General features: G+C 68.8%; 21 protein-coding genes. 7 read left to right on the top strand and 14 right to left on the bottom strand.

What is annotated here, in order from left to right:
- The first annotated feature begins 26 nt into the window (after window positions 1-26).
- Both SD460_RS03220 and SD460_RS03225 read left to right on the top strand, forming a co-directional pair.
- Window positions 27-1,943, top strand: a complete 1,917-nt coding sequence (locus tag SD460_RS03220) for a 2-oxoacid:acceptor oxidoreductase subunit alpha (protein WP_290051291.1) — start codon at window positions 27-29, stop codon at window positions 1,941-1,943.
- Complete coding sequence (locus tag SD460_RS03225; protein WP_290051294.1) at window positions 1,940-3,004, top strand: 2-oxoacid:ferredoxin oxidoreductase subunit beta; 1,065 nt, start codon at window positions 1,940-1,942, stop codon at window positions 3,002-3,004. Before SD460_RS03220 ends, SD460_RS03225 begins: the two co-directional genes overlap by 4 nt.
- 67 nt (window positions 3,005-3,071) lie before the next feature.
- On the opposite strand, the gene SD460_RS03230 is transcribed toward SD460_RS03225, so the two are convergent.
- Both SD460_RS03230 and SD460_RS03235 read right to left on the bottom strand, forming a co-directional pair.
- Window positions 3,072-4,331 (bottom strand): sunset domain-containing protein, encoded by a 1,260-nt coding sequence (locus SD460_RS03230; protein WP_318305903.1) that lies wholly within the window; start codon window positions 4,329-4,331, stop codon window positions 3,072-3,074.
- A 17-nt stretch (window positions 4,332-4,348) separates the two neighbouring features.
- Complete coding sequence (locus SD460_RS03235) at window positions 4,349-5,401, bottom strand: polyprenyl synthetase family protein (RefSeq protein ID WP_290051377.1); 1,053 nt, start codon at window positions 5,399-5,401, stop codon at window positions 4,349-4,351.
- Between the two features lie 254 nt (window positions 5,402-5,655).
- Between SD460_RS03235 and SD460_RS03240 the strand changes: the two genes are divergently transcribed.
- From SD460_RS03240 to SD460_RS03260, 5 genes are all read left to right on the top strand, one after another.
- The gene (locus tag SD460_RS03240; protein ID WP_290051297.1) at window positions 5,656-6,300 is read left to right on the top strand and encodes a hypothetical protein; all 645 of its coding nucleotides are present in this window, start codon (window positions 5,656-5,658) and stop codon (window positions 6,298-6,300) included.
- A 374-nt stretch (window positions 6,301-6,674) separates the two neighbouring features.
- Window positions 6,675-6,947 (top strand): hypothetical protein, encoded by a 273-nt coding sequence (locus SD460_RS03245; RefSeq protein ID WP_290051300.1) that lies wholly within the window; start codon window positions 6,675-6,677, stop codon window positions 6,945-6,947.
- Window positions 6,947-7,564, top strand: coding sequence for a DUF3558 domain-containing protein (locus tag SD460_RS03250; protein WP_290051302.1), 618 nt, complete (start codon window positions 6,947-6,949; stop codon window positions 7,562-7,564). Before SD460_RS03245 ends, SD460_RS03250 begins: the two co-directional genes overlap by 1 nt.
- Window positions 7,564-8,829, top strand: a complete 1,266-nt coding sequence (locus SD460_RS03255) for a hypothetical protein (protein WP_290051303.1) — start codon at window positions 7,564-7,566, stop codon at window positions 8,827-8,829. The genes SD460_RS03250 and SD460_RS03255 overlap by 1 nt, the downstream gene beginning before the upstream one ends.
- Window positions 8,829-9,503 carry an ESX secretion-associated protein EspG gene (locus tag SD460_RS03260; protein WP_290051304.1) on the top strand — a complete coding sequence of 225 codons (675 nt, stop codon included), beginning with the start codon at window positions 8,829-8,831 and terminating at the stop codon, window positions 9,501-9,503. Before SD460_RS03255 ends, SD460_RS03260 begins: the two co-directional genes overlap by 1 nt.
- 46 nt (window positions 9,504-9,549) lie before the next feature.
- Here SD460_RS03260 and nuoN read toward each other — a convergent pair whose 3' ends face one another.
- From nuoN to SD460_RS03320, 12 genes are read right to left on the bottom strand one after another with little or no spacing between them, the layout of a single operon-like run.
- Entirely contained in the window at window positions 9,550-11,118 is a 1,569-nt protein-coding gene (nuoN, locus tag SD460_RS03265) for an NADH-quinone oxidoreductase subunit NuoN (protein ID WP_318305904.1), read from the bottom strand.
- Window positions 11,119-11,121: 3 nt separating this feature from the next.
- Window positions 11,122-12,672, bottom strand: coding sequence for an NADH-quinone oxidoreductase subunit M (locus tag SD460_RS03270; RefSeq protein WP_290051309.1), 1,551 nt, complete (start codon window positions 12,670-12,672; stop codon window positions 11,122-11,124).
- Window positions 12,672-14,573: an NADH-quinone oxidoreductase subunit L gene (nuoL, locus tag SD460_RS03275; protein WP_290051311.1), complete on the bottom strand. Its 1,902-nt coding sequence runs from the start codon at window positions 14,571-14,573 to the stop codon at window positions 12,672-12,674. The genes SD460_RS03270 and nuoL overlap by 1 nt, the downstream gene beginning before the upstream one ends.
- A gap of 11 nt (window positions 14,574-14,584) precedes the next feature.
- A complete protein-coding gene (gene nuoK, locus SD460_RS03280) occupies window positions 14,585-14,884 on the bottom strand; it encodes an NADH-quinone oxidoreductase subunit NuoK (protein WP_003081840.1) in 300 nt (99 codons plus the stop codon).
- On the bottom strand, window positions 14,881-15,741 hold the full coding sequence (locus SD460_RS03285; RefSeq protein ID WP_290051330.1) for an NADH-quinone oxidoreductase subunit J: 861 nt from the start codon (window positions 15,739-15,741) through the stop codon (window positions 14,881-14,883). Before SD460_RS03285 ends, nuoK begins: the two co-directional genes overlap by 4 nt.
- The gene (gene nuoI, locus SD460_RS03290) at window positions 15,738-16,262 is read right to left on the bottom strand and encodes an NADH-quinone oxidoreductase subunit NuoI (protein ID WP_290051333.1); all 525 of its coding nucleotides are present in this window, start codon (window positions 16,260-16,262) and stop codon (window positions 15,738-15,740) included. The genes SD460_RS03285 and nuoI overlap by 4 nt, the downstream gene beginning before the upstream one ends.
- The gene (nuoH, locus tag SD460_RS03295; RefSeq protein ID WP_290051335.1) at window positions 16,249-17,598 is read right to left on the bottom strand and encodes an NADH-quinone oxidoreductase subunit NuoH; all 1,350 of its coding nucleotides are present in this window, start codon (window positions 17,596-17,598) and stop codon (window positions 16,249-16,251) included. Before nuoH ends, nuoI begins: the two co-directional genes overlap by 14 nt.
- A complete protein-coding gene (locus tag SD460_RS03300; protein ID WP_290051338.1) occupies window positions 17,595-20,066 on the bottom strand; it encodes an NADH-quinone oxidoreductase subunit G in 2,472 nt (823 codons plus the stop codon). The genes nuoH and SD460_RS03300 overlap by 4 nt, the downstream gene beginning before the upstream one ends.
- On the bottom strand, window positions 20,063-21,343 hold the full coding sequence (nuoF, locus tag SD460_RS03305; RefSeq protein ID WP_290051341.1) for an NADH-quinone oxidoreductase subunit NuoF: 1,281 nt from the start codon (window positions 21,341-21,343) through the stop codon (window positions 20,063-20,065). The genes SD460_RS03300 and nuoF overlap by 4 nt, the downstream gene beginning before the upstream one ends.
- On the bottom strand, window positions 21,343-22,215 hold the full coding sequence (nuoE, locus tag SD460_RS03310; protein WP_290051343.1) for an NADH-quinone oxidoreductase subunit NuoE: 873 nt from the start codon (window positions 22,213-22,215) through the stop codon (window positions 21,343-21,345). The genes nuoF and nuoE overlap by 1 nt, the downstream gene beginning before the upstream one ends.
- Entirely contained in the window at window positions 22,212-23,591 is a 1,380-nt protein-coding gene (locus SD460_RS03315; RefSeq protein ID WP_290051346.1) for an NADH-quinone oxidoreductase subunit D, read from the bottom strand. The genes nuoE and SD460_RS03315 overlap by 4 nt, the downstream gene beginning before the upstream one ends.
- Window positions 23,588-24,337 carry an NADH-quinone oxidoreductase subunit C gene (locus SD460_RS03320; protein ID WP_290051348.1) on the bottom strand — a complete coding sequence of 250 codons (750 nt, stop codon included), beginning with the start codon at window positions 24,335-24,337 and terminating at the stop codon, window positions 23,588-23,590. The genes SD460_RS03315 and SD460_RS03320 overlap by 4 nt, the downstream gene beginning before the upstream one ends.
- Between the last annotated feature and the right edge of the window lies 1 nt (window position 24,338).

A 24,338-nucleotide genomic window follows, 5' to 3' on the forward strand; every position in this document is an offset into this window, starting at 1 on the left:
GTCGGGAGAGAGGGAATCCCTGACTCATGAGCACGAGTGCGAACGGCAACGGCGCTGGTCACGGCTCGCTCGCCGCGACCAGGACGACCGAGGTCAGCAAGCTCGACCGGGTGGTCATCCGGTTCGCCGGCGACTCCGGTGACGGTATGCAGCTGACCGGTGACCGCTTCACTTCCGAGGCCGCCGCCTTCGGCAACGACCTGTCGACGATGCCGAACTTCCCCGCCGAGATCCGCGCCCCGCAGGGCACCATCCCCGGCGTCTCTTCCTTCCAGGTGCACTTCGCCGACTACGACATCCTCACGCCCGGCGACCGGCCGGACGTCCTGGTGGCGATGAACCCGGCCGCGCTGAAGGCGAACCTGGCCGACGTCCCGCAGGGCGGGACGATCATCTTGAACACCGACGACTTCATCAAGCGCAACCTGGTCAAGGTCGGCTACGCGACCGACCCGCTCGACGACGACACGCTCGCGCCCTACCAGGTGCACCGCGTCGCCATGTCGACACTGACCCAGGGCGCGCTCGCGGACACCGGCCTCGGCAAGAAGGACGCCGAGCGCTGCAAGAACATGTTCGCGCTCGGCCTGCTGTCCTGGATGTACCACCGGCCCACCGAGGGCACCGAGCGGTTCCTGCGCGAGAAGTTCGCGAAGAAGCCGGACATCGCCGAAGCGAACATCCTCGCCTTCCGCGCGGGCTGGAACTACGGCGAGACGACCGAGTCCTTCGCGACGACGTTCGAGGTCGCCCCGGCGAAGCTGGCGCAGGGCACCTACCGGCAGATCACCGGCAACACGGCGCTCGCCTACGGGCTCGTGGCCGCCGGGCAGCGCTCCGGCCTGCAGATCCTGCTCGGGACGTACCCGATCACGCCGGCGTCGGACATCCTCCACGAGCTGTCCAAGCACAAGAACTTCGGCATCATCACCTTCCAGGCCGAGGACGAGATCGCCGGCATCGGCGCCGCGCTCGGCGCGTCCTACGGCGGCGCGCTCGGCGTCACCTCGACGTCCGGCCCGGGTGTCGCGCTGAAGTCCGAAGCCGTCGGTCTCGGCGTGATGGTGGAGCTGCCGCTGGTCGTCGTCGACGTCCAGCGCGGCGGCCCGTCGACCGGCCTGCCGACCAAGACCGAGCAGGCCGACCTGCTGCAGGCGATGTTCGGCCGCAACGGCGAGTCGCCGGTGCCGATCGTCGCGCCGCTGTCCCCCGCGGACTGCTTCGACGCGGCCATCGAGGCCACCCGCATCGCGCTGAAGTACCGCACCCCGGTGCTGCTGCTCTCGGACGGCGCGATCGCGAACGGCTCCGAGCCGTGGCTGATCCCGGACGTCGAGGCGCTGCCCGACCTGCGCGTCGAGTTCGCGTCCGAACCCAACGCGGACAACGACTCCGGCGAGTTCTGGCCGTACGTCCGCGACCCCGAGACGCTCGCCCGCGCGTGGGCGATCCCGGGCACGCCGGGCCTGCAGCACCGCATCGGCGGGCTGGAGAAGGCCGACAAGACCGGCCACATCTCCTACGACCCGGCCAACCACGAGAAGATGGTCCGGCTGCGGCAGGCGAAGGTCGACGGCATCGACGTCCCGAACGTCGTGGTCGACGACCCGTCCGGCGGCAAGGCGCGCGTGCTGGCGCTGGGCTGGGGTTCGTCCTACGGCCCGATCGGCGCCGCGTGCCGCCGGGTGCGCAAGCTCGGCATGCCGATCGCGCAGGCGCACCTGCGCCACCTCAACCCGCTGCCGGCCAACCTCGGCGACGTCCTGCGCAGCTACGACAAGGTCGTGGTGCCGGAGATGAACCTGGGCCAGCTCGCGCTCCTGCTGCGGGCGAAGTACCTGGTGGACGTCCACAGCCACACCAAGGTCGCCGGCATGGCGTTCAAGGCCGAAGAGCTGCAGGACCTGTTCTCGGAGATCATCACTACGGAGGCGGCGAAATGACCGCGATCGACATCGGGCTCCCGACCGTCGGCGGCCTCGACCTTGTGCCGACGACCGACGAGCCGCAGAAGGCCAAGGACTACAAGTCGGACCAGGAAGTCCGCTGGTGCCCCGGCTGCGGCGACTACGTCGTGCTGAACGCGGTCCAGTCGTTCCTGCCGACGCTGGGGCTCAAGCGCGAGAACATCGTCTTCATCTCGGGCATCGGCTGCTCGTCGCGCTTCCCGTACTACCTCAACACCTACGGCATGCACTCGATCCACGGCCGCGCGCCGTCGATCGCGACCGGGCTCGCCACCACGCGCCCGGACCTGTCGGTGTGGGTCGTCACCGGTGACGGCGACGCGCTGTCCATCGGCGGCAACCACCTGATCCACGCGCTGCGCCGCAACGTGAACATCAAGATCCTGCTGTTCAACAACCGGATCTACGGCCTGACCAAGGGCCAGTACTCGCCGACGTCGGGCCAGGGCATGGTCACGAAGTCGACGCCGATGGGTTCGGTGGACACGCCGTTCAACCCGCTGTCGCTGGCGATCGGCGCGGAGGCGTCGTTCGTGGGCCGCGCGATGGACTCCGACCGCAAGGGCCTGACCGAGGTCCTGCAGGCCGCGGCCGAGCACCGCGGGTCGGCACTGGTCGAGATCTACCAGAACTGCCCGATCTTCAACGACGGCGCGTTCGACGTCCTCAAGGACGCCGACGAGGCCGCGACGCGGCTGATCCCGCTGCGCGCGGGCGAGCCGATCCGCTTCGGCCCGAACCAGGAGTTCGGTGTCAAGCGCGGCGAGTGGGGTGGCCTGGACGTCGCGAAGGTCGCGGACATCGGCGAGGACAACGTGGTGGTGCACGACCCGTCGATCGTCGACACGTCGTACGCGTTCGCGCTGTCGCGCCTGGGCGACCAGAGCCTCAACCACGTCCCGACGGGCATCCTCCGCCAGGTCGAGCGCCCGACGTACGACGACGGCGCCCGCGCCCAGGTCGAGCAGGCCCGCGCGGCCCGCACCCCGGACCTGCAGGGTCTCCTGCGGGGCAAGGACACCTGGACCGTCGCTTAGCCCAACGCCGTGAAGGCCTCCTTACCGGCTCTTATGGCCGGTAAGGAGGCCTTCACGGCTTTCAAGCTCAGGTGAGCGGGCGGAACCCGACGCGCTCGGCGTCCTCGGCGGTCCGGAACCAGACCTCGGCGACCATCTTGGGGAACTGCGCCGATTCCTCCGTGCAGTACCGCAACGCCGTGACGCTCGCCTTCACCGCGAAGCCGTCGCTGGGCGCGCCGCCGCCGGGGCGGGGCATCGCCGAGCCGGGGCCGAACGGGCCGGGCGGGACCGCGTCCTCCGCCGCCTGCCGCGCAGGCGGCGGCTCGGGCGCGGACAGCGCGGCCTGGTTCGGCTGCACCGACGGCTCGAACAGGGAGCCGCTGTGCCCGCCGGACAGGTCCGGGTCGCGGCGCTCGACCGTGCGCATCGACGGCTGGATCGGCTGGGGCGCGTCGAAGCCGCCCCGGACCGTCGCCTCGCGCGGCTGCCGCTTCGGCAGCACCTGGGTCGACTCGGCCGGGGTCTCCGGCGGCACGTCCAGCTCGCCGCCGGTCGCCTCGTCACCACCGAACGCGTACTGCGGCGGCTCGGCCTCCTCGGCCTCTTCCTCCGGCTCCGAACCGGCGTGCGCGCTGAGGTAGCGCGTGCGCTCCATCGGTTCCTCGAACGCCGACCGCTCGGCGGGCGGCTCGTGGTCGAACCAGTCCGGATCCGGCGTGTGCGGCTCGTCCGACGGCGACTGGAACAGCGACCCGGCCGACGAATCGGGGTCGAGCTGCTGCTCCAGGCGCGAAAGCGCCGGGGTGGCGGGCTCGGGCTCGTCGTCCGGGACCAGGTACTCGGTCGCGGCGGAGCGGTAGGGGTCCGCTTCCGGCTCCGGCTCGGGGACCGGCGTCAGGAACTGCGTCGCCGCGGCCCGGTACGGGTCGTCGTCGTCCGCGGGTTCCGGCTCCGGCTCGTAGGTCTCCTCGAGCTCGGGCTCCGGCGACGTCCGCGTCAGCACCTGCGAGTCGAGCTCGGCGAAGTCCTGGTCGATGTCGTCGTGGACGTCGTCGCGGTGGATCGGCGGCGTCGCGACCAGCGTGCCCGGGTAGGACGTCTCCTGGCGGGACGGCATCGGCTCGGGCCGTGGCTCGGGCCGCGGTTCCGGCCGCGAGAACACCTGGGTGCCGGCGGCACCGGCGTTCGCGGGCGTGCGCGCGGCGTCGGCGTGGGCCTGGGCCAGCGAGCTCTCGAGCTTGCGGACGCTCTTGCGGAGCGGCAGCACGAGGACCAGCCAGGTCAGGAGCACCCCGACGAAGAACGCCGCCAGGCTCCACAGCCAAACCTGTCCGAAAATGGACATCTTTCTCTGCCCCTAGTTCAGTGCGTGCGCGCGACCAGGTAGTCGGCGACCGACTCGCAAGCGTCCCGGGCGGGTGACGCGGGCAACGCGGTGAGCTCGGCTCGCGCGCGCTGAGCGTAGTCGGAAAGGGTGACGCGTGCGCGTTCGAGTCCACTACTGGCGCGCAGCAGCTCCAGCGCCTCCTGGACGAGGGCGTCGTCGCCGATCGGGCCGGACAGCAGTTCGACCAGCCGGGGGTCGGTCCCGGGGTCGGCCAGCGCGTACAGCATGGGCAGCGTGCGGACGCCTTCGCGCAGGTCGGTGCCCTGCGCCTTGCCGAGCTCGTCGGACGGCGACGCGATGTCGATGATGTCGTCGGAGATCTGGAACGCGGTGCCGATGATGTCGCCGAACCGGCGCAGCGCCTCGATGTGCTCCTCGGCGGCGCCGGACATCATCCCGCCGAACCGGCCGGACGTGGCGATCAGCGAGCCGGTCTTCTGCGCGATCACGGTGAGGTAGTGCGCGACGGCGTCGTCACCCGGTCCGGGGCCGACGGTCTCGCGCATCTGGCCGGTGACCAGCTCGCCGAAGGTCTCGGCGATGATCCGCGCGGCGTCCGTGCCGAGGTCGGCGACCAGGCGCGAGGCGTGCGCGAAGAGGAAGTCGCCGGTGAGGATGGCGATGGTGTTGTCCCAGCGGGCGTTGACGCTCTCGGCGCCGCGCCGCATGTCGGCCTCGTCCATGACGTCGTCGTGGTAGAGCGTGGCGAGGTGCACCAGCTCGACCGCGGCGGCGGCGATCACGACGTGGTCGTCCTGCTTCGGGCCGAACTGCGCGGAGAGCAGGGTGAACAGCGGACGGAAGCGTTTGCCCCCCGCCTCGACCAGGTGCAACGCGGCGTCGTTGACGGCCTGGACGTCGCTGCGGACGACCTCGCGAAGCAGCTTCTCGACGTCGGCCAGCCCGCCGGCGATGGCGCGGAGCAGGGCGTCGTCGGCGATGCGCAGACCGACCGACGCCCGCAGGTCCTCGAGGGCGCCACCCGGCGCAGCGGGGAGGGATCCCGCCCCGGGGGCTGGGGAAGGCACAGACACGTCGGCTCCGCTTCTACTCGTGCACCGGTCGGGTTGTCCCTTGAGCGTAGTGGCTACCCCGCGCGGTCGTTTACCCGCTGTCCTGCGGAAACGGTGACGAACATGACACCCGGCCGGGTCACCGGAGGGGGTGGTTCATGATCCACGAACGGGTGGTTGACGATTTCGGGCGCAACGGACGTCTCCGGCGGGCGGATATTCAGCCTTGAGGACCGGCAGCACCACCGGTCGGCAAGGAGGACAGCGACATGCGCACCACCACCGTTCTCGCCGGAGCACTGTTGTCGGCCGCACTCGCGGCGACCGCGACCCCGGCCCTGGCCACCCCGCAACCGGGCGTGGCCGACATCGGCTCGGCCCAATTCACGAAAGCGGGCTCGACGATCACTGTGCCTACCCAGGGTCACTGCTCGATCGACGGCCCGACCAGCACAACGGCCGCGGCGGTCACGCAAACGGGCATCAAGTTCGGCGGCGGCACCTCGTCCTGCACCACGACGGTGACGGACCCGGACACGGACGCGACGTCGACCCTCTCGACGGCAACGGGCAAGAACTTCGAACTCTCCGCCCTGGTGAGCGCGGGCGGGCCGCGCGTCAAGCTGTCGACGTTCACGGTGAAGTGCACGGCGACGCAGACGCAGACGAACGCGAGCTGGTCGTTCGGCGGGATGTCGGGAATCGCGAACCCGCCGAGCCCGGTTCCGGTCGGGTATGTGTCGCCGATCAAGAAGTCGAATGGAACGGTTCTGGCGAACGCGGTGTTCAACACGCAGAACCTGCCGGGCGACGGGAGTATCGGGTTGACGATGTTGCGGATCGATTTCCTGCCGGCGTCGGGGATCAGCGGACAGGTGGTGCTGGGACACACTTCCTGTTCTCCGACACCTTGAGGTTCGCGGGGGCCGCCTTTGTGGCGGCCCCCGTTTCTTTCGCGGTCTTTCTTGGTCTTCGCGTTGTTTCGCGTTGTTTCGCGGTGTTTCGCGGTGTTTCGCGGTGTTTCGCGTTGTTTCGCGGAACCCTGGTAGGGTGCGGTGCGTCGGATACGCAGGGTGCTCGGGGTGGAGCGCACTGTTGGCTAGGGGAGAGCTGATGACGACGGGTTTGGTTTCTTCGGTGGTGGCTCGTGGTTGAGCCGCCGGTTTACTCGCCGGATTGGTCACTCCCGGGCCCTGATGGGGTGCGGCGGGCTGGGTCTTACGGGCCCGCCGACGGGGGCTCGGGCGGGGCTGGGTTCGCGTACGACGAGGCGACGCTGCACGAGCTGGTGCGGGAGTGGAACGAGCTGGCGAACGAGTTCGCCAGGGATCAGAGCTATGCCGCCGCACTCCAACAAGCTGAAGGCCCCGGGATCGAGTACGCGAGTAGCGGCAACGCCGAAAAGGTGAGGGCATCCGGCGACAGCTTGCATGCAACCTTGGTGGCACGTGAAGAATACTGCCGGTCGATGGCGAAGAAACTCCAAGCTGCTCTGGGCAAGTACGCAGCGACGGAGGATACGCAGGTCGACAACGTGAACCAGACCGGAGGCAGCCTCTGATGCGCCGCATTCTCATCGCATTGGGCGCATCGGCGCTGCTCCTCAATGCCTGCACGACCTCCACTGGTGGTACTGCATCACCTACGGTTTCGAACTCTGATCAGCCATCGACACTCCCTTCGACCTCGGGCTTACCGGGACCAGGTGTGCCGAAGGTCCAGACACCGATCGATGTCGCACGCTTCAAACAGTCGCCCTGCGACGCGCTGACTGCAGACCAGGTCTCAGAACTGCTGGGGCAAGGCGTCACCCCTCAGGCAGACCTGGAGGCCCCGGCAGGTCCAAGTTGCAGCGCCAATCCACCACAGGTAACCCAAGCATCCGTTCTGGTGATCTTCACCAACGTAAGCAATCGCGGGCTGACCGGCGTCTACGAAGCCAAGTACCGGTTTTTCCTGCCTTTGGCTCCAGTCGATGGGTACCCGGCCGTAGCGTACGGTCTCGCCGATGATCGAGCCGGTCGCGGCAGATGCCAGATAGCGATTGGTACCAGCGACACCCAGACAGTCGACATCGCCGTCGGTCAATCGGAAGCAAACATCGGCAAAAAAGATCCGTGTGAGGCTGCTCGCGATGTGGCCTCACTGGTGCTAGGCAACCTTCGTGGAGCGAAATAATGGTCACGGAAGGACCGCTCACTGCGGCGCAGATCTACGAGCAGCTCACCGGCGGCAAAGGCGTTGACTCGCTCGGTGACGCGCATGACAGTGCCGACCAGCTGACCAACCGGATGGTTGAGCGGGCTCAGCGGATCAGTGCCCTCCGCGCCAAGACCATGTCCGGTTGGCAGGGGGCCGCCGGGGAGGCTGCTGGGGATGCCACTCTTCCTCTTGTCAGGGCTGCCGCTGATGATGCCGTTCATCTCAAGACTGCGCAGAGTGCTGTCAGTGCTCAAATGGGGTCCTTCGGGACCGCCAAGAACTCCGTCAAGCCCGTTGCTCCGCAGCCGCCCGAGCTCACTGCTGATGACGTCATCAACGCGCTGAACGGCGAAGGCTGGAACTCCTACGACACCAAAGTCACCCGGTGGCAGGCCGACAGTCAGGCCAACATCGACGCCTTCAGTGCCTACCACTCCGCCAGTACCGCCAACGGTGGCCGCATGCCGTCGCAGTACGCGCAGCTTGCCGAATCCGGGGCTCCCGTTTCCTTGGATGACGGTACGCAGCACACGACCGACAAGCCTGGCCGGAAGACCTCTGGGCCGACGGACACCGGGGAATGGGCGAGGAAGCCTGCCGTTCCGGTGCAGCAGGATCGGCGGACCGGGCAAGACCAGAGGCCGGATCAGATTGGCGGTCAGACGCAGGATCAGGTTCAGCAGCCGGGGATCGCCGGTGGGATGCATGTGGATCGGCCTGGAACAACAACAGATCAGACGCATGCCGACAGTTACGTTCCCCAGCCTGTCATGCCGCCGGCTGCGCAAGGGGGTTATGAGTTCGGGCCTACTGGGCAGGCCGTCAGCAACCTTGGCGGGAACACCGGGTATAACGCCGGTGGGTACGGCACAGGCGGCTTCGGCACCGGGGGCGCGGGGAACTACAGCACCGGAACCGGCACCGGTGGCACGAACCAGCCCGGCGCACGAAACCCCGCAGGCGGACGCGGCCCAGGACCCGGCATGGGACCCGGCGTAGGCACCGGAGCACGGCTTCCCGAAGAACGCCTCCCCGGCGCCCCCGCGCGGGGCACTGCCGGGCCGCGAGGCGCCAACGGCATGCCCGTCGGCGCCCCCATGGGGAACGGTCGTGGCAAAGAAGAAGACCGCGAAAAGAAGAAAAACCCCTACCTGCAAAACCCCGATCCCGACGACACCTTCGGTGGCTTCATCGAAAAGCCGATGCCCCCGGTGATCGGTGAAAACCGGGCCAAACGGTAATGCTCAGAGCCGACCTCTCGCTCGACACCCTCCTCACCGCCCTCCGCAACGTCGGTAGCGGCGACCCGCACCCCGTCTTCGCCGGCGGGCTTCGCTACATCCCGCCGTCCGCGAAAGGCCGGATCAACCGTGAAGCCTTCGAAGAACTCAGCGAATACGGCTTCACCCAGGGCAACGCCTTCACCCCCGAATTCGAGGACATCCTCCACGTCATCGACCAACCCACGACAGCACTCCACGCCTACGCCCGCGACCTGACTGGGCAAATCGGCATTCTCTCCGCAAGAGACAGCCACACCGGCGTCACCGTCGTCTGCCGGGGCAACCGGGTCGAACTGTGTGACGCCGACGTCCACCCCGCCGACGCGCTGGTCGCGAAGCTGCCGCCCGGCAAACCTGCGCCGATCAAGCCCTTCACGGTGTCGCAAGCAGACTTCCAAGGACCGAAAGAAGTCAGTGACGTCTTCGACGACTCCCCCGCACGCAGCCGTGAGGCTAAGGAGCTCGACGCCCTGCTGAACCAGCACCACTTCGGCGTCGGGCAACTGCACAGCGACGACAAAACCCTCAGCTACCTCGACCTCGAAGCCGGACGCGTGGGCATCGCGCAAGCCGACGGGTACATCAGCGTGGTCCCCGGCGAAGCGAAACAACTGAGCAAACACCTGAAATGAAAAGGCCGCCACCCCACGAAAACGAAAGGGTGGCGGCCAAAACAAATCAGAGCGCGAAACCGCCCGAACCGGCCCAACCCAGTGCGAACGCCGGGACCAGGCCCAGCACCAAGGTCACCGCGGTGCCGAGGAAGATCGCCGTTCCGGTGCCGAAGCCCGGGACCGTTACCGAGGGGCCGTCGGCCGCCGGCTCCGAGAAGTACATCAGGACGATCACGCGGAGGTAGAAGAACGCCGCCACCGCGCTGAACACCAGGGCCACCACCACCAGCGGGGCCATTCCGTCCGACAGCGCCGCCGAGAACACCACGAACTTGCCGACAAAGCCCGAGGTCAGTGGGATCCCGGCCAACGCCAAGAGCAAGAACGTGAAGACGCCGGCCAGCAACGGGGAGCGCTTCGCCAGCCCGGCCCACGCCGAGAGGTGTGTTGCCTCGCCCGAGGAATCGCGGACCAGGCTGATCACGCCGAACGCCGCCAGGGTCGTGAAGCCGTAAGCCAGCAAGTAGAACAGCGTGCTGGACAGCCCATCCTTAGTCATCGAGATCGCGCCGATCAGCAAGAAGCCCGCGTGGGCGATCGACGAGTACGCGATCATGCGCTTGACGTCGGTCTGGGTGAGGCCCAGCACCGCGCCGATCACCATCGAGATGATCGCCACGCCCCACAGAACTCCGCGCCACTCCCACGAAGTCGACGAGAACGCCACCGACAGGACGCGCAGGATCCCGCCGAACGCCGCGACCTTCGTGCACGCCGCCATGAACGCCGTCACCGGCGTGGGGGCGCCCTGGTAGACGTCCGGGGTCCACGTGTGGAACGGGCCGACCGAACCCTTGAACAGGAGGCCGACGACCAACAGGCCGAGGCCGGCGAACAGGAGCGTGTCCGAACGGTCCGAACCGGCCGCCGCGGCGGCGATGTCGCCCAGCTTCACCGAGTTCGCGTAGCCGTAGAGGAGCGCGAGGCCGTACAGGAAGAACGCCGAGGAGAACGCGCCCAGCAGGAAGTACTTGACCGCCGACTCCTGCGAGAGCAGCCGGCGCCGGCGGGCGAGGCCGCACATCAGGTACAGCGGGAGCGACAGCACTTCCAGCGCGATGAACATCGTCAGCAGATCATTGGCCGCGCAGAACGCCATCATGCCGCCGAGGGCGAACAGCGTCAGCGGGAACACCTCGGTCTGCATGACCGTCGCCGTCTGGGCACGGTCCTGGACCGTGCCCGGGCGGATGCCGGCCTGCGCGACCAGCGCGCCGCCCGGCTCGACCACGCGGTCCGAGATCAGCAGCACCGCGCCGAGCGCCAGCGCCAGGAGCGTGCCCCAGAGGAACAGCGCCGGGCGGTCGATCGAGATCGCGCGGCTGAACGTCGTGACGCCGTCCGCCGGGGCGGAGCCGGTCGCGTACACGACCAGTGCGACGCCGGCGCCGACGATCGCCAGCAGGCTCAGGATGACCTGGGAGCGGAACCGCGAGCCCTTCGGGAAGAACGCCTCGACCAGCACGCTCAGGCACGCCGCGCCGAAGACGATCAGCACCGGCAGCACGGCCGGGTAGTCGACCGACGGCACCTGCACCGCCTCCGGTGCCTGGGTCAGGAGGATGTCGAGCACGGTTTACTTGCCTCCCTGGACCGCGGACAGCGTCTGCTGCACCGTCGGGGTGACTGTGTCGAGCACCGGCTTCGGGTAGAAGCCGAGGACGAGGATCAGCACGACCAGCGGGGCGAGGATCGCGATCTCGCGGCCGTTGAGGTCGGTGATCGCCTTCTTCGCACCCAGTTCCGGCGCCATGGCCGTACCGGGGCCGCCGCCGACGCCGATCAGCGCGTCGCCGCGGACCGGGCCCTGCATGACGCGCTGGTAGAGCCACAGGACGTACGCCGCGGCCAGGACCATGCCGACCGTCGCGAGGATCGTGTAGACCGGCTGGTCCACATAGGACCCGATGAGCACCAGGAACTCCGAGACGAAGGAGTTGGTGCCCGGTAGCGAAAGCGTCGAGAGACCGGCGAGGAGGAACAGTCCTGCCAGCAGCGGGGTCACCTTCGCCATGCCGCCGTAGTCCGAAATGCGAGACGACCCGCCGCGCGCGATGACCAGGCCGATCACCACGATCAGCATGCCGGTCGCGAGGCTGTGGTTGAGCATGTACGTCGCCGAGCCAACCATCGCCTGCTCGTTGAACGCGAAGATGCCCAGCGAGATGAAGCCGAAGTGGGCGATGGACACGTAGGCGATGAACCGCTTCATGTCCCGCTGCCCCGCGGCGAGGATCGAGCCGTAGAGCACGCCGATCACCGAGAGCACCAGCACCAGCGGCGCCAGCGTCTTGCTCGCGTCCGGGAACATCGGCAGGCAGTAGCGCAGGAACCCGAACGTGCCGACCTTGTCCAGCACGCCGACGAGCAGGACGGCGACGCCGATCGGCGCCTCCCCCGCCGCGTCCGGCAGCCAGGTGTGGAACGGCACCAGCGGCGCCTTGATCGCGAAGGCCAGGAAGAACCCGAGGAACAGCCAGATCTGCGTGGACAGCGGCGCGTCGCGGACGACCGTCACCAACGTGGCCCAGTCGAACGTGCCGTGCCCGATCTTGTCCTTCGCGAGCGAGTACGCCCCGATCGCCGACGCCAGCATGATCAGGCCGCCGAGGAACGAGTAGAGGAAGAACTTCACCGCCGCGTACTGCCGGTTCGCGCCGCCGTAGCCGCCGATCAGGAAGTACATCGGGATCAGCATGATCTCGAACAGCACGTAGAACAGGAAGACGTCGGTCGCGGCGAACACGCCGATCGTGAGCGCTTCCTGCAGCAGGATCAGTGAGAGGAACCCGCCCGCGCTGCGGCCCGCCGGCAGCTTGTCCAGCGTGCCGAGCCCGCCGACGACGATCGGCACCAGCAGCGCGATCACCGCGATCATGATCAGCGAGATGCCGTCGGTGCCGAACGCGATGTGCACCCCGAAGCTCGGGATCCAGTCGAAGCTCGACGTCATCTGCAGCCGCGCGCCGGAGGGCGAGTAGCTGAGCCAGAACGGGATGATCAGCAGGAACTCGAGGATCGAGAACGCCAGCGCGGCCAGCACCGCGGCGCGGTCGTTCCCCTTGAGGAACGCCAGCACCAGGGAGCCGGCGAGCGGCACCAGGATGAGGATGAGCAACCAGGTCATCAGGAGAACCTCACCAGCAGGAGAGCCGCCAGAAGCAGGAACGTGCCGCCCAGCATCGACAGCGCGTAGGACCGGACGAACCCGGTCTGGAGCCGCCTCAGCCGGCCGGAGCCGCCGCCGAGGGAGGCGGCCAGGCCGTTGACGGCGCCGTCGACGCCGCGGTTGTCGACGAACACCAGTGCCCGCGCGAGCCACGTGCCCGGACGGGCGACCAGGGTCTCGTTCAGGGTGTTGCCGTACAGGTCCTTGCGCGCGGCGCGGGTGACGAACGAGACGCGCTGCGGCTGTTCGACCGGGACGTCGCGGCGGAAGATCAGGTACGCGATCACCACGCCGAGCACGGAGAACACGATCGCGGCGATGGAGATCACCCCGGCGCTCAGTGGCGAGTGGTGCGCTTCCTCGAGTTCGCCGACCGACGGGGTCAGCCACTCGGCGAAGCGGTCACCGAGGGCGAAGAACGCGCCGGCGCCGACCGAACCGACCGCCAGCACCGCCATCGGGATCCACATGATCGCCTTGGACTCGTGCGGGTGGAAGTCGCGGCCGTCGCTGGACTTGATGTCCTTCCAGCGCTCCTTGCCGAAGAACGTCATCACCATCAGGCGCGTCATGTAGAACGCGGTCAGCCCGGCGCCGAGCAGAGCCGCGCCGCCCATCACCCAGCCGCGCCAGCCGCCCTGGCTGAACGCCGCTTCGATGATCGCGTCCTTGGTGAAGAAGCCCGACAGCGGCGGGATGCCGATCAGAGCCAGGTAGCCGAGGCCGAAGGTGATGAAGGTGATCGGCATGTGCTTGCGCAGGCCGCCGAACTTCCGCATGTCGACCTCGTCGTTCATGCCGTGCATGACCGACCCGGCCCCGAGGAACAGCCCGGCCTTGAAGAAGCCGTGCGCCACCAGGTGCATGATGCCCAGCGCGTACGCGATGGGCCCGAGGCCGACCGCCAGCATCATGTAACCGATCTGGCTGACCGTCGAGTACGCGAGGACCTTCTTGATGTCGTCGTACGCGCAGCCGATGATGCACCCGAGCAGCAGCGTCACCGTGCCGACCAGCGTCACGATCAGGCGGCCGTCTTCGGTGGCGTTGAAGATGTCCTTGGAGCGGGCGACGAGGTAGACGCCCGCGGTCACCATCGTCGCCGCGTGGATCAGGGCCGACACCGGGGTCGGGCCCTCCATCGCGTCCGGCAGCCACGCCTGCAGCGGGAACTGGCCGGACTTACCGCAGGCACCCAGCAGGAGCAGGATCGCCATCGCGGTGATCGCGCCCGGCGAGAACTTGCCGTCGCCGACCGCCTGGAAGACCTGCGCGTAGCCGGTCGAGCCCGCGTACTTGAACATGATGAAGATCGCCAGCGCGAGCCCGACGTCACCCACGCGGTTCATCAGGAACGCCTTCTTCGCCGCGGTCGCGGCGGACGGGCGGCCCTGGTACCAGCCGATGAGCAGGTAGGACGCGAGACCCACGCCTTCCCAGCCGAGGTACAGCGTCACGAAGCTGTTGCCCAGCACCAGGATCAGCATCGAGGCGACGAAGAGGTTCAGGTACGCGAAGAAGCGGTACCGGCCCTCGTCGTCGGCCATGTAGCCGATCGAGTAGTAGTGGATCAGCATGCCGACGCCGGTGATGAGCAGCACGAACGTCAGCGACAGCGCGTCGATCCGCAGCCCGAAGTCCACCTGCAGCGCCCCGACCGGGATCCACGAGTAGACCTTGACGTCGGTCGTCGTGCTCGTGTTCGCGGAGAAGAACAGGATCAGCCCGTAGACGAAGGCGAGGGTGACGGTGGCACAGCCGAGCAGATGCCCCCATGCCTTCGCGCGCTTGCCCGCCAGCAACAGGATGAGCGCGCCGAGGCCAGGGAGGGCCACCAGCAGCCACGATGATGCGGTCACTCGGGGGTCTCCTAGTACTTCAGCAGGTTGGTGTCGTCGACCGAAGCCGAGCGCCGGGTGCGGAAGATGGCCATGATGATCGCCAGGCCGACCACGACCTCGGCGGCCGCGACGACCATGACGAAGAACGCCATGATCTGGCCGTCGAGCCCGCCGTTGATCCGGGCGAACGTGACCAGCGACAGGTTCACGGCGTTGAGCATCAGCTCGATGCACATGAACACGACGATCGCGTTGCGCCGCACCAGCACGCCGACCGCGCCGAGCGCGAACAGCAGCGCCGACAGCAGCAGGTAGTACGTGGGGGTCATTCCTTCTCCCCTTCCGAAGCACCCTCCGAGCCGACCAGCGCGTGCGCGTCCGGGTGCGGGCCCTCGTCCGCGACGAGCTTGCGTTCCTTCGCCAGCTCGATCGCCGAGGTGGACTCGATGATCGCCGAGAGCGACTCCGGGGCGACCGAACCGTCCGGCAGCAGCGCCGGCGTCGCCACCGAGTTGGCGGTGGCGAAGACACCCGGGCCGGGCAGCGGCGAAGGCCGGTCGTGCTCGCCGCGGAAGCGCAGCAGCACGAGCTCCTTCTGCGTGAGCTTCCCGCCCTTGCCGTGCCGGTCGGTGAAGGCCAGCACCATCGCGCCGATCGCGGCGGTGATGAGCAGCGCCGACGTCAGCTCGAACGGGAAGAGGTAGTCGGTGAAGATCAGCTTGCCGAGGCCCTTGGGCCCGCCGCCGGCCGGCGTCGCCGAGTCGAGCGGCGTGGCCGGGGTGACGTTCTCCATCGCCCGGTAGATGCCGGTGGCCAGCAGCGCGGCCATCCCGATGCCGAGCACCGTCGCGGCCAGCCGCTGGCCGCGCAGGACTTCGACGACCGAGTCGGAGCTCTCGCGGCCGACCAGCATCAGCACGAACAGGAACAGCATCATGATCGCGCCGGTGTAGACGATGATCTGCGTGAAGCCCAGGAACGGCGCCGACTGGATCATGTAGAGCGCGCCCAGGCTCAGCATCGTCAGGACCAGCCACAGCGCCGAGTGCACGGCGTTGCGGGAGAAGATCATGCCGAGCGCGCCGAGCAGGCAGAGCGGGCCGAGGATCCAGAACGCGATGGCCTCGCCGGTCGACACGCCCGCGGCGGCGCCGGTGGGCGCCTGAGCGAGGAGGGCGGTGATCACTTCGTAGCCTCCCCGCGAGCCAGTTCGGGGCCGTTCACGTAGTAGTCCTGCTCGTTCTCGCCGAGCCGCATCGGGTGCGGCGGCTGCTCCATGCCGGGCAGCAGCGGGGCGAGCAGGTCTTCCTTCGTGTAGATCAGCCGCTGGCGGTCGTCGTCGGCCAGCTCGTAGAAGTTGATCATCGTCAGCGACCGCGTCGGGCACGCCTCGATGCAGAGGCCGCAGCCGATGCAGCGCAGGTAGTTGATCTGGTAGTCCGCGCCGTACCGCTCGCCAGGGGAGAACCGGGCTTCCTCGGTGTTGTCACCGCCCTCGACGAAGATCGCGTCCGCCGGGCACGCCCACGCGCACAGCTCGCAGCCGACGCACTTCTCGAGGCCGTCCGGGTGACGGTTCAGCTGGTGGCGCCCGTGGTACCGCGGGGCGGCGGGTGCACCGGCCTCGGGGTACTCCTCGGTGGCGACCTTCTTGAACATCATCCCGAAGGTGACGCCGAAGCCCTTGACGGGATCAAGAAACCCCATCTTGCGCTCCTTCCTTTGCGGTACCGACGGCCGCCGGCTTGCGGCGGGCCGCCTTCGCCTCGGCCTTGGCCAAGGCCTTCTGACGCGGGGTGGTCTGCGGAACCTTGAGGTCCAGCGGCGGGACCGGGAAACCGCCGCCGGTCACCGGGACGGTCTCGCTCTCCTCTTCGCGGCCCGCGGCGCGGACGTAGAAGAACAGGGCGATGACGATGAAGATGGCGACCGCGGCGATGATGATGGACGCGGTGTTCCAGGCGATGACCTTCGCGAAGGTCACCATGATGATCCACACCAGGTTCAGCGGGACCAGGACCTTCCAGCCCAGGCGCATGAACTGGTCGTAGCGCAGGCGGGGCAGCGTGCCGCGCAGCCAGATGAACCCGAACAGCAGGACGAACATCTTCGCGAAGAACCACAGCACCGGCCACCAGCCGGTGTTGAGCACGTTGTTCCCGATCAGCGACAGCGGCCACGGGGCCATCCAGCCGCCGAGGAACAGCGTCGTCGCGAACGCCGAGACGATCACCATGTTGACGTACTCGGCGAGGAAGAACATCGCGAACTTCATCGAGCTGTACTCGGTGTGGAAGCCGCCGACCAGCTCCGACTCGGCCTCGGGGAGGTCGAACGGCGCCCGGTTGGTCTCGCCGACCATCGAGATCAGGTAGATCACGAAGCTCGGGACCAGGTAGAGGAACCACGCCGGCTGCTGCTTGGAGACGATGTCGGCCAGGTCCAGCGAGCCGGCCTGCAGGATCACCGCGACGATCGAGAGACCCATCGCGATCTCGTAGGAGATCACCTGCGCCGCGCTGCGCATGCCGCCGAGCAGCGGGTACGGCGAGCCGGACGCCCAGCCGGCGAGCACGATGCCGTACACGCCGATCGAGGAGCAGGCCAGGATCACCAGCGCGCTGACCGGCAGGTCGAGCAGCTGGAGCACGGTCCGCTCGCCGAAGATCGACACGACCGGGCCGAACGGGATGGCCGACAGCGCGATCAGCGACGGCACCACGCACAGGACCGGCGCGAGGAAGTACACCTTGCGGTCGGCCGTGTCGGGGATGATCTGTTCCTTGAACGGCAGCTTGATCGCGTCCGCCAGGGACTGCAGGTAGCCGCCGGGGCCGACGCGGTTGGGGCCGGGCCTGTTCTGCATCCGGCCGACGGCCTTGCGCTCCCAGACGATCAGGAAGATCGTGAAGATCGGCCCGATCAGCAGGATGACCACGCACTTGATCAGGATCAGCCACAACGGGTCGTCCGCCAGCAGCGCCGCCCGCGTGGCCGCGTCCGGGACGCTCCCGACAGCGGCCTCGGTCAGCAATGGTGTCACTGCGCACCCCCAGCGAGGTTCACGACGGCACCGTGCCCGGCGCCGAGCGTCTTGAACACGGCGGAGCCGTCGGAGTTGCCCGGCAGCCACACGACGCCGTCGGGCAGGTCCGCGATCTCCACCGGGAGCGTGATCGCACCGCGTTCGGTGCTCACCCGCACGGTGGTGCCCAGGCCTTCCGCGGTCTTCGCGGACAGCCGCGCGACCGGGGTGCGCTGGGTGCCCTTCAGGTGCGGCTCGCCGTCCTGCAGCGACCCGTTGTCGATCAGCTGGCGCCAGGTCGAGAGCACGGCCTGCCCGGCGGCCGGGGTCACCGGGGCCGGCACCTCGACGGCGACGTGGCTCCAGTTCAGCGCCGAAGCCTTGCCGAGCTTCTCGAAGTCACCGCGAGCGGCGGCCGGCGTCTGCGTGAACAGGTCGGCGTCCATCTCGACGGCGAGGGTGTCGAGCACCCGGCAGTCCGGCAGGGCGCCGGTGCCTTCGAGGGTGACGTCGAACGGGCGGGTGCGGCCCTCCCAGTTGAGGTAGCTGCCGGCCTTCTCGTCCGACGCCGCCACCGGGAGCACGACGTCCGCGCGCTCGGTCACCGCGCTGTGGCGGAGCTCGAGGCTGACGACGAAGCCGGCGTTGTCCAGCGCGCGCAGCGCGAGGTCCGGGTCCGGCAGGTCGTACGGGTCGACGCCGCCGACGACCAGGCCGCCGAGCTCGCGGCCCGAAGCGGCCTCGAGGATGCCGGTGGTGTCACGGCCCGGCGTGGCCGGAACCGGGACGCCCCAGGCGTTTTCGACGGCGACGCGAGCGGCGTCGTCGGTGACGCGGCGGCCGCCCGGCAGCAGCGTCGGGACGCAGCCGGCCTGCAGCGCGCCGCGGTCACCGGCCCGGCGCGGGATCCACGCGAGCCGGACGCCGGTGCGCTCCACCAAGTCCTGCAGTGCCGAGAACAGGCCCGGCACCTGGGCGGCGCGCTCGCCGACCAGGACGACCGAGCCGTCGCCGCGAAGAGCCTCGTCGAGGTCCGGCGCGTGCTTGGCGATGCCGTCGATGGCGGCGGCCTCCTGGCCGGGAACGCAGGCGAGCAGCTCGCCGAACGTCTTGCGCACCGACGAGGTGGTCCACTGTCCCAAGTGGACGATGCGGGTGCGGTTCTTGCGGGCCGCCTTGCGCAGCCGCAGGAACACGATCGGGGCTTCGTCCTCGGGCTCGAAGGCGACGCACAGGACCGTGCGGGCCCGCTCGATCTCGCCGAAGGTGACGCCGGACTCCGCCGTGACGCCCACGACCCGCGAGGTGAGGAACGCGAGCTCCTCGGCCGAGTGCGGGCGAGCGCGGAAGTCGACGTCGTTCGTGCGCAGGGCGACCCGGGCGAACTTCGAGTACGCGTAGGCGTCCTCGACGGTCAGCCGGCCGCCGGTCAGGACGCCGACGCCGCCGTTGCCCCGAGCCTCGGTCAGGCCCGCCGCGGCGATGCGCAGCGCGTCGGTCCAGGACGCCTCTTCCAGCTCACCGGTCGCGGCGTTGCGGACCAGCGGACGCCGGATGCGGTCGTCGGCCGAGGTGTAGCGGAAGGCGAACCGGCCCTTGTCGCAGATCCACTCCTCGTTGACCTCGGGGTCGTCGCCGGCCAGCTTGCGCTGGACCTTGCCGCGCCGGAAGTCGGTGCGCTCGGCGCAGCCGGACGAGCAGTGCTCGCAGACGCTCGGCGCGGACACCAGGTCGAACGGGCGGGAGCGGAACCGGTAGGCGGCGCTCGTCAGGGCACCGACCGGGCAGATCTGGATGACGTTGCCGGAGAAGTAGCTCTGGAACGGCTGGCCGGACGTCGTCCGCGAAGCCAGGTCCAGGACATCCGCCGTCTCCGCGGTGCCGATCTGCTGGTGGGCGCCGCGTTCGAGGAGCTCGATGAACGGGTCGCCGGCGATCTCGCGGGAGAACCGGGTGCAGCGCTGGCAGAGGACGCAGCGTTCGCGGTCCAGCAGCACCTGCGTCGAGATCGGCAGCGGCTTCGGGAACGTCCGCTTGGTGTCGACGAACCGCGACTCCGCGCGGCCGTGGGCCAGCGCCTGGTTCTGCAGCGGGCACTCGCCGCCCTTGTCGCAGATCGGGCAGTCCAGCGGGTGGTTGATGAGCAGCAGCTCCATCACGCCCTGCTGGGCCTTGTCCGCGACGCCGGACGTCAGCTGCGTCTTGACGACCATGCCGTCGGCGACGGTCATCGTGCAGGACGCCTGCGGCTTCGGCATCGGCCTGCCGCCCATCTCGACCTCGACCAGGCACTGGCGGCAGGCGCCCGCCGGGTCGAGGAGGGGGTGGTCGCAGAACCGCGGGATGACCGTGCCGAGGCGCTCGGCCGTGCGGATGATCAGCTCGCCCTTGGGGGCGATGACCTCTTCGCCGTCGATGACCAGCTTGACGTGGCCTTCGGGGACCGGCGTCTCCTGGGTTTCAGGCTTGTCGGGGGCGATCGTCATGCCTCTGCTCCCACCAGCTCACGCTTGTTCGACTCACACAGAGCCAAGAATTCGTCCCGGAAGTACTTGATGCCGCTCTGGATCGGCGACACCGCGCCGTCGCCGAGGGCGCAGAACGACCGGCCGAGGATGTTGTCGCAGACGTCGAGGAGGGTGTCGATGTCCTCTTCGGTCCCGTGGCCCTCGACCATCCGCTCGAGGATCTGCGCCAGCCAGTACGTGCCTTCGCGGCACGGCGTGCACTTGCCGCAGGACTCGTGCTCGTAGAACTGCGTCCACTTCATCACGGCCCACGGCACCGACACGGTCTCGTTGAAGACCTGGACGGCGGTGGTGCCCAGCATCGACCCGGCTTCCGCCGCGCCTTCGAAGTCCAGGGGAACGTCGAGGTGCTCGGCGGTGAACATCGGGGTGGACGAGCCGCCCGGGGTCCAGAACTTGAGCGGGATGCCGTCCTTCATGCCGCCCGCCATGTCGAGCAGCTCGCGCAGCGTGGTGCCGAGCGGGCACTCGTACTGGCCGGGCTTCTCGACGTGGCCGGAGATCGAGTAGATCTTCGGGCCGGGCGACTTCTCGCGGCCCATCTCGCGGAACCAGCTCGAACCGCCGTTGACGATGAACGGCGCGCTCGCGATGGTCTCGACGTTGTTGACCGTGGTCGGCGCGGCGTACAGGCCGGCGGCCGCGGGGAACGGCGGCTTGAGCCGCGGCTGACCACGACGGCCCTCGAGCGAGTCGAGCAGCGCCGTCTCCTCGCCGCAGATGTACGCGCCCGCTCCCGCGTGGACGGTGATCTTGAGGTCGAAGCCGGAGCCGAGGATGTTCTCGCCGAGGTACCCGGCGGCTTCGGCTTCGCGCACGGCCGCGTTGAGGCGGCGGATGCAGTGCAGCGCCTCGCCGCGGACGTAGATGAAGCAGTGGTTGGACCGCATCGCGTACGAGGCGATGATGCAGCCCTCGATGAGCGAGTGCGGGTCCGCCATCATCAGCGGGATGTCCTTGCAGGTGCCCGGTTCGCCCTCGTCGGCGTTGATCACCAGGTAGTGCGGCTTGTCGAAGTTCGGCGGCATGAAGGACCACTTGATGCCGGCCGGGAAGCCCGCGCCGCCGCGGCCGCGCAGGCCGGAGTCCTTGACCACCTGGACGAGCTGCTCCGGCGTCCCGGCGAGCGCCTTGCGGACGGCGGTGTAGCCCTCGAGTGCTTCGTACGTCCCGATCTGCCAGGAGTTCGGCGACAGCCAGCGCTTCGTGAGGACCGGGGTAATGGGATCGGCCATTACTTCTTCTCCCCATCTTTAGAGGGCACAGCAGGCAGGGGAACGTCCTGCGCGACGGGCGCGACCCAGCCGCGGTCCTGGGCGAGCTTCGCGCCCCGCAGCGTCTCGACGGCCTGCGAAGGACCGTCGACGTCCGCGCGGTACTGGCGCTCGTCCTCCGGGAAGAACCCGGCGAGCTGCAGCTCGGCGCCCTTGAAGCTGGACAGCGGCGCACCGCGCGTCGGCGCCGGCTTCTTGCCCGCCTGCAGCGCGTCGACGAGCGCGACGGCCTTGTCCTCGGTCTGGTTGTCGAAGTACTCGTAGTTGACCTGGATGACCGGCGCGAGGTCGCAGGCCGCGAGGCACTCGGCGTGCTCGAGGGTGATCGAGCCCGGCTCGTTCGGCGTGCCCGCGGTCTCGTTGTGCCCCAGCGGCTCCTCCTCGGAACCGAGGTGCGTCTGGAGCCGCTTGTAGATCGCGTCGCCGCCCATGGCCGCGCACAGCGTGTTGGTGCAGACGCTCACGAGGTGCTCGCCGCACGGCTTGCGCTTGTACATCGTGTAGAACGTCGCGACCGCGCTGACCTCGGCGTCGGACAGGTCGAGCTGCTTCGCGCAGAACGCGATGCCCTCCTGGCTGACGTACCCCTGCACGGACTGCACGAGGTGCAGCATCGGCAGCAGCGCCGAGCGGGACATCGGGTAGCGGGAGATGATCTCCTGCGCCTGTGCCGTGGTGCCGGCGTCGAAGACGTCCTCGAGCGGCGTCTCGGTGATGATGCCGGCGGCGACCTCGGGGTCCGGCGCGATGGCGACCACGTCGACGTCCGGCCCGGCCGCCGCGTGCGTCGTCACGGCGTCCTTCGAGCCGGGTTCGGGAACTGCTGTGCTCATCGGTCCACTCCCCCCATGACGGGGTCGATCGAGGCGATCGCGGCGATCACGTCCGCGACCAGGCCGCCTTCGGCCATGGCGGGCATCGACTGCAGGTTCACGAAACTCGGTTCGCGCACGTGGACCCGCAGCGGCCGCGTGCCGCCGTCGGACACCAGGTGCGCGCTCAGCTCGCCGCGCGGCGACTCGACGGAGGTGTAGACCTGCCCGGCCGGCACCTTGAAGCCCTCGGTGACCAGCTTGAAGTGGTGGATCAGGGACTCCATCGACTGGCCCATGATCTTCTTGACGTGCTCGAGCGAGTTGCCCATGCCGTCGCTGCCGATCGACAGCTGCGCGGGCCAGGCGACCTTCTTGTCCTCGACCATGACCGGGCCCGGCTCGAGCTTCTCGAGGCACTGCTCGATGATCTTGAGGCTCTCGTGCATCTCGTGCACCCGGATCAGGTAGCGCGACCAGCAGTCGGCGCCGTTGTCGACCGGGACGTCGAAGTCGAACTCGTCGTAGCAGGAGTACGGCTCGGTCTTGCGCAGGTCCCACGGGAGGCCGGCGCTGCGCAGCACCGGGCCGGTGACGCCGAGCGCGAGGCACGCGTCGACCGGCAGGTAGCCCACGCCCTTGAGCCGGTTCCGCCAGATCGGCTGACCGGTGAACAGCTTGTCGTACAGCGGAAGGCGCTTCTTCATCGTCTTGATGAATTCGCTGACCTTCTCGTGGTAGTCCTCGGGCATGTCCTGCGCGAGGCCGCCGGGGCGGATGAACGCGTGGTTCATGCGCAGGCCGGTCAGGTGCTCCAGCAGGTGCAGCACCTCTTCGCGCTCGCGGAAGCCGAGCGTCATCGCGGTGGTGGCGCCGAGCTCCATGCCGCCGGTGGCGATGTAGACGAGGTGCGAGCCGATCCGGTTGATCTCCAGCAGCATCACGCGCAGCAGCTGCGCGCGGCGCGGGGCTTCGATCTGCAGCAGCTTCTCGACGCCGAGGCAGTACGCCATCTCCGTCGAAAGCGGGGCCAGGTAGTCCATCCGCGTCACGAAGGTGACGCCCTGGGTCCAGGTCCGGTACTCGCAGTTCTTCTCGATGCCGGTGTGGAGGTAGCCGATGACCGACCGCAGCTGCGTGACGGTCTCGCCCTCCATCTCCAGCACGAGCCGGAGCACGCCGTGCGTCGACGGGTGCTGCGGGCCCATGTTGATGACCATGCGCTCGTCGTGCGCCGCGTCGGCGATGACGTCGTCCCAGTCGCCGCCGGAGACCGAGTAGACGCGGCCTTCGGTGGTGTCGCGGGAATCCGCGTAGTTGACGTCGTCGGTGCTGTCGCTGCCTTCGGCGGTGGTCGACGTGCCCGTGGTGACGTCGGACAGGTTCTCGGTGCTCACGAGTACGACCTCCGCTGGTCCGGCGGCGGGATCTCCGCGCCCTTGTATTCGACCGGGATCCCGCCGAGCGGGTAGTCCTTGCGCTGGGGGTGGCCGTCCCAGTCGTCCGGCATGAGGATGCGGGTCAGTGCCGGGTGGCCGTCGAAGACGATGCCGAACATGTCCCAGGCCTCGCGCTCCTGCCAGTCGGCGGTCGGGTAGAGCCCGACCAGCGACGGCACGTGCGCGTCCTCGACGTCGAGGGTGACCTCGAGGCGGATCCGGCGCCGGTAGGTCAGCGACGTGAAGTGGTAGACCGCGTGCAGCCGCTGCGGGACGTCGACGCCGTAGTCCACCCCGGACACCGACGACAGCAGCTCGAAGCGGAGGCCGCCGTCGTCGCGCAGCACCTTCGCGATCTCGACGAGGTGCTCGCGGGCGACGTAGAAGGTGATCTCACCGCGGTCGACCGTCGTCTGCAGGATCGCCTCGGCGGGGATCTTGTTGTCCGACAGGGCCGCGTAGAACTCGTCGGCGAACTGGTCGAACCAGCCGCCGTACGGGCGCTCGGCCGGCGCGGGGCTGTAGGCCGGGAGCCGGACGCCGCCGTAGCCGGAGGTGTCGCCGGTGCCGTGGACACCGAACATGCCCTGGCGTTCGCGGCCGGTGACGACCGCCTCCGCGGGCCGCGTGCCGGTCGGCTCGAGGCCGCCTTCCGGCCGGTCGGCGCCGGAGTGCTCGTCGCCGGGTTTCGGGTTCTCAGTCATC

The organism is Amycolatopsis solani (assembly GCF_033441515.1).
Taxonomy (GTDB): domain Bacteria; phylum Actinomycetota; class Actinomycetes; order Mycobacteriales; family Pseudonocardiaceae; genus Amycolatopsis; species Amycolatopsis solani.

What these genes read in the sequence shown, in the direction of transcription:
- SD460_RS03300 (WP_290051338.1), bottom strand. Translation starts at nt 20,066, where the DNA reads ATGACGATCGCCCCCGACAAGCCTGAAACCCAGGAGACGCCGGTCCCC.
- nuoF (WP_290051341.1), bottom strand. Translation starts at nt 21,343, where the DNA reads ATGGCCGATCCCATTACCCCGGTCCTCACGAAGCGCTGGCTGTCGCCG.
- SD460_RS03220 (WP_290051291.1), top strand. Translation starts at nt 27, where the DNA reads ATGAGCACGAGTGCGAACGGCAACGGCGCTGGTCACGGCTCGCTCGCC.
- SD460_RS03255 (WP_290051303.1), top strand. Translation starts at nt 7,564, where the DNA reads ATGGTCACGGAAGGACCGCTCACTGCGGCGCAGATCTACGAGCAGCTC.
- SD460_RS03250 (WP_290051302.1), top strand. Translation starts at nt 6,947, where the DNA reads ATGCGCCGCATTCTCATCGCATTGGGCGCATCGGCGCTGCTCCTCAAT.
- SD460_RS03320 (WP_290051348.1), bottom strand. Translation starts at nt 24,337, where the DNA reads ATGACTGAGAACCCGAAACCCGGCGACGAGCACTCCGGCGCCGACCGG.
- SD460_RS03230 (WP_318305903.1), bottom strand. Translation starts at nt 4,331, where the DNA reads ATGTCCATTTTCGGACAGGTTTGGCTGTGGAGCCTGGCGGCGTTCTTC.
- SD460_RS03260 (WP_290051304.1), top strand. Translation starts at nt 8,829, where the DNA reads ATGCTCAGAGCCGACCTCTCGCTCGACACCCTCCTCACCGCCCTCCGC.
- nuoI (WP_290051333.1), bottom strand. Translation starts at nt 16,262, where the DNA reads ATGGGGTTTCTTGATCCCGTCAAGGGCTTCGGCGTCACCTTCGGGATG.
- nuoE (WP_290051343.1), bottom strand. Translation starts at nt 22,215, where the DNA reads ATGAGCACAGCAGTTCCCGAACCCGGCTCGAAGGACGCCGTGACGACG.
- SD460_RS03225 (WP_290051294.1), top strand. Translation starts at nt 1,940, where the DNA reads ATGACCGCGATCGACATCGGGCTCCCGACCGTCGGCGGCCTCGACCTT.
- SD460_RS03270 (WP_290051309.1), bottom strand. Translation starts at nt 12,672, where the DNA reads ATGACCTGGTTGCTCATCCTCATCCTGGTGCCGCTCGCCGGCTCCCTG.
- SD460_RS03240 (WP_290051297.1), top strand. Translation starts at nt 5,656, where the DNA reads ATGCGCACCACCACCGTTCTCGCCGGAGCACTGTTGTCGGCCGCACTC.
- nuoK (WP_003081840.1), bottom strand. Translation starts at nt 14,884, where the DNA reads ATGACCCCCACGTACTACCTGCTGCTGTCGGCGCTGCTGTTCGCGCTC.